Source organism: Streptomyces sp. NPDC060366 (assembly GCF_042725135.1).
Taxonomy (GTDB): Bacteria; Actinomycetota; Actinomycetes; order Streptomycetales; family Streptomycetaceae; genus Streptomyces.
This window is the reverse complement of the sequence record NZ_JBHXDC010000002.1, coordinates 204,312-219,508: the sequence shown is the minus strand read 5'-3', so window position 1 is coordinate 219,508 and position 15,197 is coordinate 204,312. Positions and strand designations below refer to the sequence as shown.

Annotated in this window: 8 protein-coding genes and 1 pseudogene; 5 read left to right on the top strand and 4 right to left on the bottom strand. The window is 71.7% G+C overall.

Translation table 11 applies throughout. From position 1 onward, the window contains the following. Positions 1 to 17: 17 nt before the first annotated feature. Positions 18 to 2,333, bottom strand: coding sequence for an FdhF/YdeP family oxidoreductase (locus ACFWHU_RS05720; RefSeq protein ID WP_387224091.1), 2,316 nt, complete (start codon positions 2,331 to 2,333; stop codon positions 18 to 20). 146 nt (positions 2,334 to 2,479) lie between these two features. Here ACFWHU_RS05720 and polA point away from each other — a divergent pair, with 146 nt between their 5' ends. Beyond that, a complete protein-coding gene (polA, locus tag ACFWHU_RS05715) occupies positions 2,480 to 5,191 on the top strand; it encodes a DNA polymerase I (protein ID WP_385794862.1) in 2,712 nt (903 codons plus the stop codon). 45 nt (positions 5,192 to 5,236) lie between these two features. Here polA and ACFWHU_RS05710 read toward each other — a convergent pair whose 3' ends face one another. Continuing rightward, the gene (locus tag ACFWHU_RS05710; protein ID WP_387224090.1) at positions 5,237 to 6,145 is read right to left on the bottom strand and encodes a DUF4184 family protein; all 909 of its coding nucleotides are present in this window, start codon (positions 6,143 to 6,145) and stop codon (positions 5,237 to 5,239) included. Between the two features lie 298 nt (positions 6,146 to 6,443). On the opposite strand from ACFWHU_RS05710, the gene ACFWHU_RS05705 reads away from it, so the two are divergent. Further along, positions 6,444 to 8,114, top strand: a complete 1,671-nt coding sequence (locus ACFWHU_RS05705) for a lytic transglycosylase domain-containing protein (protein WP_387224089.1) — start codon at positions 6,444 to 6,446, stop codon at positions 8,112 to 8,114. 74 nt (positions 8,115 to 8,188) lie between these two features. Here ACFWHU_RS05705 and ACFWHU_RS05700 read toward each other — a convergent pair whose 3' ends face one another. Continuing rightward, positions 8,189 to 10,912, bottom strand: a complete 2,724-nt coding sequence (locus ACFWHU_RS05700; RefSeq protein WP_387224088.1) for an ATP-dependent RNA helicase — start codon at positions 10,910 to 10,912, stop codon at positions 8,189 to 8,191. A gap of 4 nt (positions 10,913 to 10,916) precedes the next feature. After that, positions 10,917 to 11,732, bottom strand: a complete 816-nt coding sequence (locus tag ACFWHU_RS05695) for a class I SAM-dependent methyltransferase (RefSeq protein ID WP_387224087.1) — start codon at positions 11,730 to 11,732, stop codon at positions 10,917 to 10,919. Between the two features lie 384 nt (positions 11,733 to 12,116). Between ACFWHU_RS05695 and rpsA the strand changes: the two genes are divergently transcribed. The 3 genes and pseudogenes from rpsA to ACFWHU_RS05680 all read left to right on the top strand — a co-directional run. Beyond that, positions 12,117 to 13,640 (top strand): 30S ribosomal protein S1, encoded by a 1,524-nt coding sequence (rpsA, locus tag ACFWHU_RS05690; RefSeq protein WP_023542473.1) that lies wholly within the window; start codon positions 12,117 to 12,119, stop codon positions 13,638 to 13,640. A gap of 292 nt (positions 13,641 to 13,932) precedes the next feature. Continuing rightward, on the top strand, positions 13,933 to 14,871 hold the full coding sequence (locus ACFWHU_RS05685) for a PAC2 family protein (RefSeq protein ID WP_385794849.1): 939 nt from the start codon (positions 13,933 to 13,935) through the stop codon (positions 14,869 to 14,871). A gap of 94 nt (positions 14,872 to 14,965) precedes the next feature. After that, positions 14,966 to 15,079, top strand: a pseudogene (locus ACFWHU_RS05680) (dephospho-CoA kinase); the annotation flags it as partial. Positions 15,080 to 15,197 lie beyond the last annotated feature (118 nt).

Below are 15,197 nucleotides of genomic sequence, written 5' to 3'. Positions count from 1 at the left end.
GGTCGGGGTCTGTTCCGTCAGCGGTGCTCGAAGCGCACCACGACGGACTTGCTCGCCGGGGTGTTGCTCGTGTCGGCCGTCGAGTCCAGCGGCACCAGCACGTTCGTCTCCGGGTAGTAGGCGGCGGCGCAGCCGCGGGCCGTGGGGTAGTGCACCACCCGGAAACCGCGGGCCCGCCGCTCGACGCCGTCCCGCCACTCACTGACCAGATCCGTGTACGAGCCGTCGGCCAGGCCCAGTTCACGGGCGTCGTCCGCGTTCACCAGGACGACGCGACGACCGCCCTTGATGCCCCGGTAGCGGTCGTCCAGGCCGTAGATCGTGGTGTTGTACTGGTCGTGCGAGCGCAGCGTCTGGAGCAGCAGCCGGCCCGCGGGCAGCTCGGGGTACTCGACGGGCGCCGCCGTGAAGTTGGCCTTGCCGGTGGCGGTGGGGAAGCGCCGCTCGTCGCGCGGGGCGTGCGGAAGCTGGAACCCGCCCGGTTTCGCGACGCGTTCGTTGAAGTCCTCGAAGCCGGGGACGACGCGCGAGATGCGGTCGCGGATCGACCCGTAGTCCTTCTCGAACTCCTCCCAGGGAGTCATCGACGCGGGACCGAGGACGGCCCGCGCCAGCCGGGCGACGATCGCCGGCTCGGACAGCAGGTGCGGGCTCGCGGGGGCGAGGTTGCCGCGCGAGGCGTGCACCATGCCCATGGAGTCCTCCACGGTCACGATCTGCCTGCCGCCCGCCTGCACGTCCTTGTCGGTGCGGCCGAGGGTGGGAAGTATCAGGGCGCGCGCGCCGGTCACCGCGTGCGAGCGGTTGAGCTTGGTCGAGACGTGCACGGTGAGCCGCGCGGTGCGCATCGCCGCCTCGGTCACCTCGGTGTCCGGCGACGCCGAGACGAAGTTGCCGCCCATGGCGAAGAAGACCTTCGCGTCGCCGTCGCGCAGGGCGCGGATGGCCCGTACGACGTCGTAGCCGTGGTGGCGCGGCGAGGTGATGCCGAACTCCCGGTCCAGGGCGTCGAGGAACGCCGGGGCGGGCCGCTCGAAGATGCCCATGGTGCGGTCGCCCTGGACGTTGGAGTGTCCGCGTACGGGACACACCCCGGCGCCTGGCCGGCCGATGTTGCCGCGCAGCAGGAGGAAGTTGACGACCTCGCGGATGGTCGCGACGGAGTGCTTGTGCTGGGTGAGGCCCATCGCCCAGCAGACGATGGTGCGCTTCGACGCCAGCACCATGGCCAGCGCGCGCTCGATGTCGTCCCGGTCGAGCCCTGTCGCGGTGAGGGTCTGGTCCCAGTCCGCGGCGCGCGCGGCGGCGGTGAACTCCTCGAAGCCGTGGGTGTGTTCGGCGACGAACGCCTCGTCGACGGCGGTCGGGTCGCTCTCGGCCGCGTCGAGGATCAGCTTGTTGAGCAGCCGGAAGAGGGCCTGGTCGCCGCCGATGCGGATCTGGAGGAAGAGGTCGTTGAGCGCCGCGCCCTTGACCATGCCCTGCGGGGTCTGCGGATTCTTGAACCGCTCCAGGCCGGCCTCGGGCAGCGGATTCACCGAGATGATCCTGGCGCCCGCCGACTTGGCCTTCTCCAGGGCGGAGAGCATCCGGGGGTGGTTGGTCCCCGGGTTCTGCCCGGCCACGATGATCAGGTCGGCCTGGTGCAGGTCCTCCAGGGACACGCTGCCCTTGCCGACGCCCAGGGTCTCCGCGAGCGCCGAACCGGACGACTCGTGGCACATGTTGGAGCAGTCCGGCAGGTTGTTCGTGCCGAACTCGCGGGCGAACAGCTGGAGAAGGAAGGCCGCCTCGTTGCTGGTGCGGCCGGAGGTGTAGAACAGCGCCTCGTCGGGGGAGTCCAGCGCGGTCAGTTCCTCGGCGATGATCGAGAACGCGCGCTCCCAGCTGACCGGTTCGTACCGGTCCCCGCCGTCGCCACCGCCCGCGGCGCCGTCGCCCGCGCCGCGCTCCAGGAGCATCGGCTGGGTGATACGGCCCTGCTGGCCCAGCCAGTAGCCGCTGCGGGTCGCCAGATCGGCCACCGGGTGCGCGGCGAAGAAGTCCGGCGTCACCCGGCGCAGCGTCGCCTCCTCGGCGACCGCCTTCGCGCCGTTCTCGCAGAACTCCGCCGTGTGCCGGTGATCGCCCTCCGGCCAGGCGCAGCCCGGACAGTCGAAGCCGTCCTTCTGGTTGACCTTGAGCAGTGTCCGCGCCGCGCGGGTGACACCCATCTGCTGCTGGGCGACCCGCAGCGAATGCGCCACGGCGGGCAGCCCGGCGGCGCTGTGCCGGGGGGCGGCGACCTGCGGTGCGTCCTGGACCGGGTCACCCGAGGGCGGCTTGCTGGCCATCACGCTCTCCCAAGTTCGTACGTCGGGACTCGTCCCGCGCGTCCTGTTGCTGTCCTGTCCCTCGATCCTGTCACGCACCGCCGACAGCCCGTCGCGGCGGAGTGCGCCGGTCGGGATTGTCAGTGGGGCGTGGCAGGATCGGGTACGTGGCTGAGACAGCATCGAAGAAGACCGCAGACAACCGTCCTCGCCTGCTCCTCATGGACGGGCACTCCATGGCGTACCGGGCGTTCTTCGCGCTGCCCGCGGAGAATTTCACCACCAGCTCCGGCCAGCCGACCAACGCCGTCTACGGCTTCGCGTCGATGCTGGCGAACACCCTGCGTGACGAGGCGCCCACGCACTTCGCGGTGGCCTTCGACGTCTCGCGCAAGACATGGCGCTCGGAGGAGTTCCCCGAGTACAAGGCGAACCGCTCCAAGACGCCCGACGAGTTCAAGGGCCAGGTCGAGCTGATCGGCGAGCTGCTGGACGCGATGCACGCGCACCGGTTCGCGATCGAGGGCTTCGAGGCGGACGACGTCATCGCCACCCTCGCCACGCAGGCCGAGGAAGCCGGCTTCGAGGTCCTCATCGTCACCGGCGACCGGGACTCCTTCCAGCTCATCACCGAGCACACCACGGTGCTTTATCCCACCAAGGGCGTCTCCGAGCTGACCCGCTTCACCCCGGCGAAGGTCCACGAGAAGTACGGGCTGACCCCGGCGCAGTATCCGGACTTCGCCGCCCTGCGCGGCGACCCGTCGGACAATCTCCCCAGCATCCCCAAGGTCGGCGAGAAGACCGCCGCGAAGTGGATCAATCAGTTCGGTTCCCTCGCCGATCTGGTGGAGCGTGCCGACGAGGTCAAGGGCAAGGTCGGCGAGAGTCTGCGCGAGCACCTGGACTCGGTCAGGCTCAACCGTCATCTCACCGAGCTGGTGCGCACCGTCGAGCTGACGAAGACCCCGCAGGACCTGGAGCGCTCCCCGTACGACCGGACGGCCGTCACCGGAGTGCTCGAAGTGCTGGAGATCCGCAACCCGAGCCTGCGCGAGCGGCTGCTCGCCGTGGACCCCGGCGCCGTCGAGGACGAGGCCCCGGCTCCCGCGGCGGGCATCGAACTCGACGGCAAGGTCCTCGCCTCCGGCGAGCTCGCGCCCTGGCTGGCCGAGCACGGCGACGAGCCGCTGGGCGTCGCCCTGGTCGACACCTGGGCGCTCGGCACGGGCAGCATCGGCGAGGTCGCGCTGGCCGCCGCCGACGGCGCCGCCGCCTGGTTCGACACCACACAGCTCGACGAGGCCGACGAGAAGGCCTTCGGTACCTGGCTCGCGGCGGCGGACCGTCCGAAGGTCCTGCACAACGCGAAGAGCGCCATGCGGGTCGCCCCGGAGCACGGCTGGCAGGTCGGCGGCGTGACCATGGACACCGCGCTCGCCGCGTATCTGGTCAAGCCCGGCCGCCGTTCGTTCGCGCTCGACGCCCTCGCCGTCGAATACCTCGGACGTGAACTCGCCCCGGCCGCCGCCGCCGACGGACAGCTCGCCTTCGGCAGCGACGACCAGGCCGAGGCGGACGCGCTGATGACCCAGGCGCGCGCCGTCCTCGACCTCGGCGAGGCGTTCACCGGGCGGCTGGAGGAGGTCGGGGCCACCGGACTGCTCCAGGACATCGAGCTGCCCACCTCCGCGCTGCTCGCCAAGCTGGAGCGCAACGGCATCTGGGCCGACCGGCCCCATCTGGTCTCCCTGGAGGAGCAGTTCGCCGCCGCCGTCCAGCAGGCGGTGAAGGAGGCGCACGCCGCGGTCGGGCACGAGTTCAACCTCGGCTCGCCCAAGCAGCTCCAGGAAGTCCTCTTCGGCGAGCTGGGTCTGCCCAAGACGAAGAAGACCAAGACCGGTTACACGACGGACGCCGACGCGCTCGCCTGGCTCGCCGCGCAGACCGAGCACGAACTGCCGGTCGTGATGCTGCGCCACCGTGAGCAGGCCAGGCTCCGTGTCACCGTCGAGGGCCTGATCAAGATGATCGCGGCCGACGGCCGCATCCACACCACCTTCAGCCAGACGGTGGCGGCCACCGGCCGGCTCTCGTCCACCGACCCCAATCTGCAGAACGTGCCGGTGCGCACCGACGAGGGCCGCGCGATCCGCCGCGGTTTCGTCGTCGGCGAGGGCTACGAGTCGCTGATGACCGCCGACTACAGCCAGATCGAGCTGAGGGTCATGGCTCATCTGTCGGAGGACGCGGGTCTGATCGAGGCGTTCACCTCCGGCGAGGACCTGCACACCACCGTCGCCTCCCAGGTGTTCGGCGTGGAGCGCGCGGCGGTCACCGCCGACATGCGCCGCAAGATCAAGGCGATGTCGTACGGACTGGCGTACGGGCTCTCGGCGTTCGGCCTCTCCCAGCAGCTGAACATCGAGGCGGCCGAGGCGCGCGGCCTGATGGACACGTTCTTCGAGCGCTTCGGCGGCGTACGGGACTATCTCCAGCGGGCGGTCGAGGAGGCCAGGGCCACGGGCTACACGGAGACGATGCTCGGCCGCCGCCGCTACCTCCCGGACCTCAACAGCGACAACCGCCAGCGTCGCGAGATGGCCGAGCGGATGGCGCTCAACGCCCCGATCCAGGGCACCGCCGCCGACATCGTCAAGGTCGCGATGCTCCGCGTCGACAAGGCGCTGACCGAGGCGGGGCTGACGTCGCGCATGCTCCTTCAGGTCCACGACGAAATCGTGCTGGAGATCGCCCCCGGCGAGCGGGAGCGGGTGGAGGAGCTGGTGATCCGCGAGATGGCCGCGGCGACCGAGCTGCGGGCGCCGCTGGACATCTCGGTGGGTGTGGGCCCGGACTGGGACTCGGCCGCGCACTGACGGCGGTCGGGGCACCCGTGCCCCGACCCGGCCCGTGCACCGGCCTCAGTCGCCGGACGGGCCGCGTGTCGTCTCCTCAAGTGCCGGAGGGGCCGTGTTCGAGGCCCGTACGGCACTTGAGGCGCGTCCGGGGCTCGCGGTGGGACCCGTCGCCGTACGGGCACCACGCAGCCGCATGCCCGCGCCGTACAGCACCAGTCCCACCGCGAGCCCCGCCCCCGCGCCGAAGCAGAGGGTCGGGATGACGTCCAACGGAGTCGACACCTGCCCGTGGTAGGCGTACCACCGGGTGAACCGGTGCGCCATGCCCAGCAGTACGCACACCGCGAGCAGTGCGTGGGCCAGCGCGCGCTCACGCGGCGCAAGCACGGGCACCGACGCCGGCGCGGGAGTGCGGGGCAGCCGGCGCAGCGCGGTGACCGTGAACCAGCCGAGCGCCACCAGGGCCACGGCCGAACTGCCGTACTGCGTGTACGTGTACATGGGAAAGCCCGCGACCTCGTCCCGCAGCGCGGGCACCATCCGGGTCCCCCACCGGTCGAAGTGCGTGAACGCGTCCCACAGCACATGGGTCGATGCGCCGAGCACCGCGGAGACGTAGAAGCGCGCGGCGAGCGCCGCCGGCTGGCCCTCGCGCCGGTCCGGTCCTCGTACGAAGGTGTGCGCCCGCCCCTGCCAGGCGGCAGGCAGCAGCGCGAGCAACGGCTCACGCAGCATCAGCCAGAGGCCCACCAGGGCCGCCGCGATGACGACGTCGACGGTGAACAGACCCAGCGGGCCGTGAGTCACGTCGCCGAACTCCATCGCTGCCGGCACGGCGGTCGCGGCGAAGTACGTCATGTCGGGTGCCATCGAGCCGGCGACGAGCGCGGAGGCGAGCAGGACCCCGCGAGACGTGCCGTCCCTCCGGATGCCCGGCAGCACCGCCGCGGCATGGCTCAGCGTGAACGGCATGGCAGTCTCCCTGGGGCGTGTGGTCGTTCGATCGGGCAGGGGCCACGCCACCTGGCACGGAGTCAGCAGAAGGCGGAAGGGGTCGGCCGGAACAGGCAGTCAGTATGGACGACGTCATGAAGGACGTCGGTTCTCGGCCATCGGTTCTGCCTACGGCTCCGCCCAGGGAAGCCGGGAGGTGGCGAACCGGTGAAAAGCGGTCACGGACCCGTGTGCGTACACAGGTAGTTGCCGTAGGGTCGCCTGAGTCCTCGCGCTGGGGAGCGCGAACAGCCGTTCACCGGGAGGGACCAGACGTATGGCAGCGCAATTCGGCCGTCGGCTCCGTAGAGGGGCGACCACCACAGCGGTCGCCGCGCTCGCGGTCGCCGCACTCTCCGCCTCACAGGCCCCCGCGATCGTTCCCGGCGGTGGTGACAGCGGAAAGCAGGCGTCCGGATCGAGCGTGCCGGACGAGGGCTCGGCCTCCGGTGACTCGTCGTACCACACGGACCTCCCGCCGCTGAACACCCCGGACAAGCCGGGCACTTCGATCGATCTGCCGGGCTCGGGCGAAGCGGAAGCGGGTATACCGGCGTCGGTGCTGGCCGCGTACAAGCAGGCCGAACAGACCATCGCGAGCAGCAACCCCGGCTGCAACCTCCCGTGGCAGCTCCTCGCCGCGATCGGCAAGGTCGAGTCGGGCCAGGCGCGCGGCGGCCGGGTCGACGACAACGGCACCACCTTCTCGCCGATCCTCGGCCCGGTGCTGAACGGTGTCGGCTTCGCCAACATCTCCGACACCGACAACGGCGAGTACGACGGCGACAAGACGCACGACCGTGCCGTGGGCCCGATGCAGTTCATCCCGTCCACCTGGGCGACCTGGGGTCAGGACGCCAACAACGACGGCCGCAAGGACCCGAACAACATCTTCGACGCCGCGCTGGCCGCCGGTCGCTATCTTTGCGCCAATAATCGCGACCTGTCGGTGAAGGCCAATCTCGACCAGGCGATCCTCAGTTACAACCGCTCGCGGGAGTACCTGGCGACGGTCCTGTCCTGGCTGGAGTACTACAAGCGCGGCAGCCACGAGGTGCCGGACGGCACGGGCGTGCTGCCCTCGGGCCCCGGCCCGCTGAACCCGGGCGGCCCCAGCAGCTCGCCCAGCCCGAACCCCGGCAACTCCACGAGCCCCTCGCCGACCCCGAACCCGCCGAAGCCGGGCGGCTCGCCTTCGCCCAAGCCCCCGAAGCCCTCCGACCCTCCGAAGCCCCCGACGACGCCGCCCACCACTCCGGCGCCGACCGTCCAGCGGCTGGAGAACGCCGGCACCGGCAAGCTCTCCGCCACGGCCGGCGGAGCGTTCGCGGAGCGCGTCGCCGTACGCGGCGAGGACGCCAAGGGCAAGGTCGTCGGCAAGGTGGCGGTCCAGTTCCTGATCGTCGGCGACACGGACACGAAGTTCGCCGGCGGCGGTAAGAAGGCGGTCGTCACGAGCGGCACCGACGGCACCGCCACGGCGCCCGCGCTCCAGGCGGGCGAGAAGACCGGCGAGTTCACGGTGCGGGCGAGTGTCGTGAACCGTACGGTCCCGGCCGTCGACTTCACGGCGACGGTCACCGAGCGCCAGGCGGACGCGGTCGTCAGGACCGGCGACAAGGAACTGACGGCGGCGCCGGGCACGGAGTTCGCCGACGCCGTGGAGGTCAAGGCCACCAACAAGGGCGAGATCGCCCGCGGTGTGGCGGTCAAGGCCACCTTGATCAAGTCCGCCGACGACGCGTCGCCGGCCGACAAGGGCCCGCACTTCAAGGACGCGGACGGCGGGCCGCTGCGCTCCCTGACGGGTCTGAAGACGAACGACCAGGGCGTGCTCGTACTCCCGAAGATCTTCGCGGACGACACGACAGGCACGTTCCTGCTCCAGATCGAGACTGCGGGCGGAGCGAAGGTCACCATCGAACTGAAGGTGGCGGCCCCGGCCTAGGCCCTGTCCGGCGGATCGCCGGGCAAGTGCCGCCCTCTCCACCACGGTGGAGAGGGCGGCACTTGCTCGTGCCCTCAACGCCGGTTGTTCAGCCTCCGCGTCGCCACCGCCCGCGTGGGGTCCTCCGGCCACGGGTGCCGCGGATAGCGCCCGCGCAACTCCGCGCGCACCGCGCGGTAGCCGTCCCGCCAGAAGGACGCCAGATCCGCCGTGACCGCCGCGGGGCGCCCGGCGGGGGAGAGCAGATGGACCAGCACCGGCACCCCCGCGACCGTCGGCGTCGCCGTGAGGCCGAACAACTCCTGGAGTTTCACCGCCAGTACGGGCTGCTCCCCGCCGTAGTCGACACGTACGCGCGACCCGCTCGGCACCAGGATGCGCTCGGGCGCCAGCTCGTCCAGCCGCCCCGCCTGGCCCGAGGACCACGGCAGCAGACGCCGCAGTGCCTGGCCCGCCTCGATCCGGGCCAGATCCGCGCGGCGCCGGGCCTTCGACAGCTCGGGCTCCAGCCAGTCGTCCGCGCCGTCGAGCAGCGCGGCGTCCGAGACGTCCGGCCACGGGGCGCCCAACGCCCGGTGCAGAAAGCCCAGTCGATCCCGCAGAGCCTCCGAGTCCCGCGTCCAGCGCAGCAGCGCGCCGGGGCCCTCGCGGCGCAGACCGTCCAGCAGCGCCGCCCGCACCAGTGCCGGGTCGGGCTTGCGCAGCGGCCGCGCGGACAGTTCGACCGCGCCGAGCCGCGTCACGCCCCTGGCGACGACGTCACCGTCCTCCCAGCGCACCTCTTCGCCGGAGACGAGCAGATGCGCGGCGGCCGTGCGGGCCGTGTCCTCGTCGATGACGGCGGCCAGCCGCACCCGCGCCGACGCGGCCGTCGCGGGCCGGTCCGCGACGGCGACGGCCAGCCACGGCGCACTGCGCAGCGCGGACCCGTCGCCCAACTCCGCGCCGGTCCCGGACACCATGAGGAACGCCCCGGCGCCCCGCGCCCGCGCCACCCGCTCGGGAAACGCGAACGCGGCCACGACCCCGACGACACTGTCATCGGCCAGCCCGGCCCGCTCCCCACGGTCTCCACCGCCAACGCCGGGTGGCCGCCCATCCCTTCCGGTCCCGGCCCGGTCGGCACCGCTGACGGCGCCGACTCCGCCGGCGCCACCGTCGTTCCCGACTTGTACGACTCCGCCGCCCCGTGCGTTACGGCGCGCATCCTCACCGCCCCGGGGTGTGGGTTCGTGCCGGCCGGTCCCGTCGGCCTCGCCGGCCGGGCCCCTCGGCAGGGCCGAAGCCAGCCTTCGGGACTCCTGGCGCCAGCGTGCCGCGTAGCCGTCGCCGCCGCGTTTCGCCGTGCGCCAGGCGGACGCCAGGTCGTCCCCGTACGCCCTCGGCGGTTCCTCGCTCAGCAGTGCCACCACCTCCGCCGCCCGGCGTGCGCCCACCTCCTGCGCGCCGTCGAGCAGGGCGCGGGCCAGACGGGGGTGCAGGCCCAGGCGGGACATCCGGACGCCACGGTCGGTCACCCGGCCCTCCGCGTCCACCGCGCCGATCGCGGTCAGCACCGCGCGCGCGGCGGCCAGCGCCCCAGGCGGCGGCGCGTCGAGCAGCGCGAGGCCCGAGGCGTCCGGGTCGCCCCAGCACGCCGCCTGCAAGGCGAACGCCGCCAGATCGGCGACCTTGATCTCCGGTGCGGGGAACCGCGCGAGCCGCGCGTCCTGCGCCTGGTCCCAGCACCGGTACACCGCGCCCGGCGCCTCACGCCCCGCCCGTCCCGCGCGCTGCCGTGCCGCCGCCTGCGAGGCGCGCACCGTGGTGAGCGCGCTCAGCCCCCGCGCGTGGTCCGTACGCGGCTCACGCGCCAGCCCCGAGTCGACCACCACCCGCACGCCCGGCACGGTCAGGCTCGACTCGGCCACCGAAGTCGCCAGTACGACACGGCGGTTGCCGTCCCCCGACCCCGCGAGCACCGCGTCCTGCACCTCCGCCGGCGCCCGCCCGTGCACCTGAAGGACCTCGGCGCCGAGTTCGTCCCGGCCGCCCAACTGCCCCGCCACCCGGCCGATCTCGCCGACGCCCGGCAGGAACACCAGCACGTCGCCCGCGCGCTCGGCCAGCGCCCCGCGTACCACCGAGGCCACATGCGTCAGCAGCGCCGGATCGACCCGCATCCCGTGCGGGGGACGCACCGGCCGCGGCGGCGGTGACCACACGACCTCCAAAGGATGCGTCACCCCGCGTGCCTCTACCACGGGCGCGTCCCCCAGCAGCCGCGCCCACCCCTCGGCGTCGGTCGTCGCGGAGGCGGCCACCAGCCGCAGTTCGGGACGGAGCGTGGCCCGTACGTCCAGCAGGAACGCCGCCACCGTGTCCGCGTCCAGATGCCGTTCATGGCACTCGTCGATGATCACGACGTCGACGCCGCCGAGCTCCTGGTCGCGCTGGAGCCGCTGGAGCAGCACCCCGGTGGTCACCACCTCCACCACCGTGTCGCGCCCCACCACCCGCTCCCCGCGCACCGTGAAGCCGACGCTCTCGCCGACGCGCTCGCCCAGCAGCCACGCCATGCGCCGGGCCGCCGCGCGTGCGGCGATCCGGCGCGGCTCGGCGACGATCACCCGCCGCCGTGGCCCCCGCGCGCCCCCGCCGGGCCGTACGAGCCCTGCCAGCACCAGCGGTACCAGCGTCGTCTTGCCCGTGCCGGGCGGCGCGCACAGCACGGCGCACCCCGGCCCGTCGAGGGCCGCCTCCAGCGCGGGCAGGGCGGTACGGACGGGCAGACTGCCGAGGACGTCGTCGCGGATCACACCCTCAGTCTCGTACGCAGACGAAGATCGCCGACCCCGGGATCAGATTCCCGCGCAACGGCGACCAGCCGCCCCACTCCTGGGTGTTCCAGGCCGGCCACTGCGGCTCCACCAGGTCGACCAGCCGGAAACCGCCCGCCACCACGTCCCGCACCCGGTCACCCACCGTCCGGTGGTGCTCCACGTACACCGCGCGCCCCTGCTCGTCCTGCTCCACGTACGGCGTCCGGTCGAAGTACGACGAGGCCACCGACAGGCCCTCGGGCCCCGGCTCGTCCGGGAACGCCCAGCGGATCGGGTGCGTGACCGAGAAGACCCAGCGCCCGCCGGGCCGCAGCACCCGCCGTACCTCGCGGAAGACCCGCACCGGATCGGCGACGAAGGGAATCGCGCCGTACGCGGAACACGCCAGGTCGAAGGAGCCGTCCCGGAACGGCAGCGCCCCGGCGTCCGCCTCCACAAGAGGCACGTCGTCGCCGATGCGCAGCGCGTGCTGGAGCTGCCGGTGGGAGAGGTCGAGCGCCACCGGGCGCGCGCCCTGCCTCGTCAGCCAGCGCGAACACTGCGCCGCGCCCGCCCCGATCTCCAGGACGTCGAGGTCCTTGAGGGACTCGGGCGGCCCCAGCAGCTCCGCCTCCACCTCGTCCAGGCCCTCCGGTCCCCAGACGAACCGGTCGTCGCCGAGGAAGGTGCCGTGCTCGATCTGGTAGTCGTCCGCGTTCCGGTTCCACCAGCCCCGGTTGGCGCGGCTGCTCTCGTCGCTGTCGCTGTCGCGGCGGGTGGCTTCCGGCTCCTGCTGCACTGTCTGCTCTTGGCTCATCGTGTCCGTCGTCGTAGTGTGCGGAGAGGTGTCACGAACTGTGCCGTCCCGTAGCCGGCCGGTAGCGGCACTGGGCTGCGGCGCGGCCGTCGTGGCCTCATGAAACGCTTGTTGTGCCGGGTATGGGGCGTTCCGCCCCGGGTGTGCGCCTTCGCGCATTGACCCTGTCCGGCTGCCCCCGTATGCTAAAGGTTGCGCTGCGGGCTTGCGCGCCTCAGACGTAGCAGGCCGCGCTCGCATCTGTTGTGGGTCCCCTCGGCTGTCGAGGCGCCTTCCTCTCGGGAATGGCGCTTCCTTGGCTGTCCGGTTTCCGGCAGATGGCGATACGGGCTCTCGGCGTGGCAGTACCTACGACTCAATGTCCGTACCGGAGCCTTTACCCACATGACGAGCAGCACCGAGACCACCGCCACCACCCCGCAGGTTGCGGTCAACGACATCGGTAACGAGGAAGCATTCCTCGCCGCGATCGACGAGACGATCAAGTACTTCAACGACGGCGACATCGTCGACGGCGTCATCGTGAAGGTCGACCGGGACGAGGTCCTGCTCGACATCGGTTACAAGACCGAAGGCGTCATCCCGTCCCGCGAGCTTTCGATCAAGCACGACGTCGACCCCAATGAGGTCGTCGCCGTGGGCGATGAGATCGAGGCCCTCGTCCTCCAGAAGGAGGACAAGGAAGGCCGGCTCATCCTGTCCAAGAAGCGTGCGCAGTACGAGCGCGCCTGGGGCACGATCGAGAAGATCAAGGAAGAAGACGGCATCGTCACCGGCACCGTCATCGAGGTCGTCAAGGGTGGACTCATCCTCGACATCGGCCTCCGTGGCTTCCTGCCGGCCTCTCTCGTCGAGATGCGCCGCGTCCGCGACCTCCAGCCCTACGTGGGCAAGGAGCTCGAGGCCAAGATCATCGAGCTGGACAAGAACCGCAACAACGTGGTCCTGTCCCGCCGCGCCTGGCTCGAGCAGACCCAGAGCGAGGTTCGCCAGACCTTCCTCACGACCCTGCAGAAGGGCCAGGTCCGCTCCGGCGTCGTTTCCTCGATCGTCAACTTCGGTGCGTTCGTGGACCTCGGCGGTGTCGACGGTCTCGTGCACGTCTCCGAGCTCTCCTGGAAGCACATCGACCACCCCTCCGAGGTTGTCGAGGTCGGCCAGGAAGTCACCGTCGAGGTTCTCGACGTGGACATGGACCGCGAGCGTGTCTCCCTGTCGCTCAAGGCGACGCAGGAAGACCCGTGGCAGCAGTTCGCCCGGACGCACCAGATCGGCCAGGTCGTTCCCGGCAAGGTCACCAAGCTCGTTCCGTTCGGCGCGTTCGTCCGCGTCGACGAGGGCATCGAGGGTCTGGTCCACATCTCCGAGCTGGCCGAGCGCCACGTGGAGATCCCGGAGCAGGTCGTCCAGGTCAACGACGAGATCTTCGTCAAGGTCATCGACATCGACCTCGAGCGCCGTCGCATCAGCCTCTCGCTGAAGCAGGCCAACGAGGCGTTCGGTGGCGACCCGGCCTCGGTCGAGTTCGACCCGACGCTGTACGGCATGGCTGCCTCGTACGACGACCAGGGCAACTACATCTACCCCGAGGGCTTCGACCCCGAGACCAACGACTGGCTCGAGGGCTTCGAGGCTCAGCGCGAGGTGTGGGAGACCCAGTACGCCGAGGCGCAGACCCGCTTCGAGCAGCACCAGGCTCAGGTCATCAAGTCCCGCGAGGCCGACGAGGCCGCGGCTGCCGAGGGCGCTGCCGCCCCGGCGGGCGCTGCTCCCGCAGCCTCGGGTGGCAGCGGTGGCGGTGGCGGCGGCGGTTCGTACTCCTCGGAGTCCCAGGACAACTCCGGCGCCCTGGCGTCGGACGAGGCCCTGGCCGCCCTGCGCGAGAAGCTGGCCGGTGGCCAGAGCTGACGCTCCGACCCCGTAGTAGCCGGTAGACAGTTCGACGTGAGGCCCGTTCCCTTCGGGGGGCGGGCCTTACGCGTGCCCTCAGGGCTGGGGCGGGGCCTGAGGACCGGCGGCGGCCGAGGCATCTGTGGTGTCCGAGGCGCCAAGTACCGTACGTGGTCGGCGTCTTGCTCTCGTACCACCGGCGCGGGTTCTTCACCGACCGTGCGCCCGGCCGGATGCCGAGCGCGCCGGTGGGGAATGCTCACGCCCGGAGGCGCGTTCTTCCTGAGGAACACGAGGAGGACCGGTAATCGTGCTTGATCCGCAGGATTTGTACGAGTGGGAGCCCAAGGGCCTGGCAGTCGTCGACATGGCGCTCGCCCAGGAGTCCGCGGGTCTCGTCATGCTCTACCACTTCGAGGGCTACATCGACGCGGGGGAGACCGGCGACCAGATCGTCGAGAACCTGCTGGAGTCGCTGCCGAACCAGGTGGTGGCGCGCTTCGACCACGACAGGCTGGTCGACTACCGGGCCCGCCGCCCGTTGCTGACGTTCAAGCGCGACCGCTGGTCGAGCTACGAGACGCCGACGCTGGAGGTGCGGCTCGTCCAGGACGCCACGGGCGCGCCGTTCCTGCTGCTGTCAGGCCCCGAGCCCGACGTCGAGTGGGAGCGCTTCGCGGCGGCCGTGGGGCAGGTCGTCGAGCGCCTCGGCGTACGGCTGGCCGTCAACTTCCACGGCATCCCGATGGGCGTCCCGCACACGCGCCCCGTCGGCATCACACCGCACGGCAACCGCACGGACCTGATGCCGGGCCATCGCAGCCCCTTCGACGAGGCGCAGGTCCCCGGCAGCGCCGAGGCGCTGGTGGAGTACCGGCTGATGGAGGCCGGGCACGACGTGCTCGGCGTGGCCGCGCACGTCCCGCACTACGTGGCGCGGTCCTCCTACCCGGACGCGGCGCTGACCGCGCTGGAGGCGATCACCGCGGCGACGGGACTCGTCCTGCCGGGCGTCGCGCACGCCCTCCGTACGGAGGCGCAGCGCACGCAGACCGAGATCGAGCGCCAGCTCGGCGAGGGGGACGAGGAGCTGGTGACGATGGTGCAGGGCCTCGAGCATCAGTTCGACGCGGTGGCCGGCGCCGAGAGCAGGGGCAATCTGGTGGCCGAGCCGGCGGAGCTTCCGTCGGCGGACGAGATCGGGCGCGAGTTCGAGAAGTTCCTCGCCGAGCGGGAGGGCGACGCGTAGGGCGTCGGGCATGGGACCTGCGGATTGCGGCGTCGGTGTGTCCCGTAGGGACGACGTCTCGTAAGACGCAGGTCCACGGCCTAAGCTGCCAGGCATGCTGAAAGTGGGCCTGACCGGCGGGATCGGTGCCGGAAAGAGTGAAGTATCCCGACTGCTGGTCTCGTACGGCGCGGTGCTGGTGGACGCGGACAAGATCGCCAGAGAAGTCGTGGGGGCCCCGGCAGCCCCGCGCCACCCCCGGGTGGGACACGGCCGGGGCCCCCGGCAGAACCCCCCCGGGGGGGCCCCACCCCCCCAGGCGCCCCCCCCCCCCCCACCCCCCCACC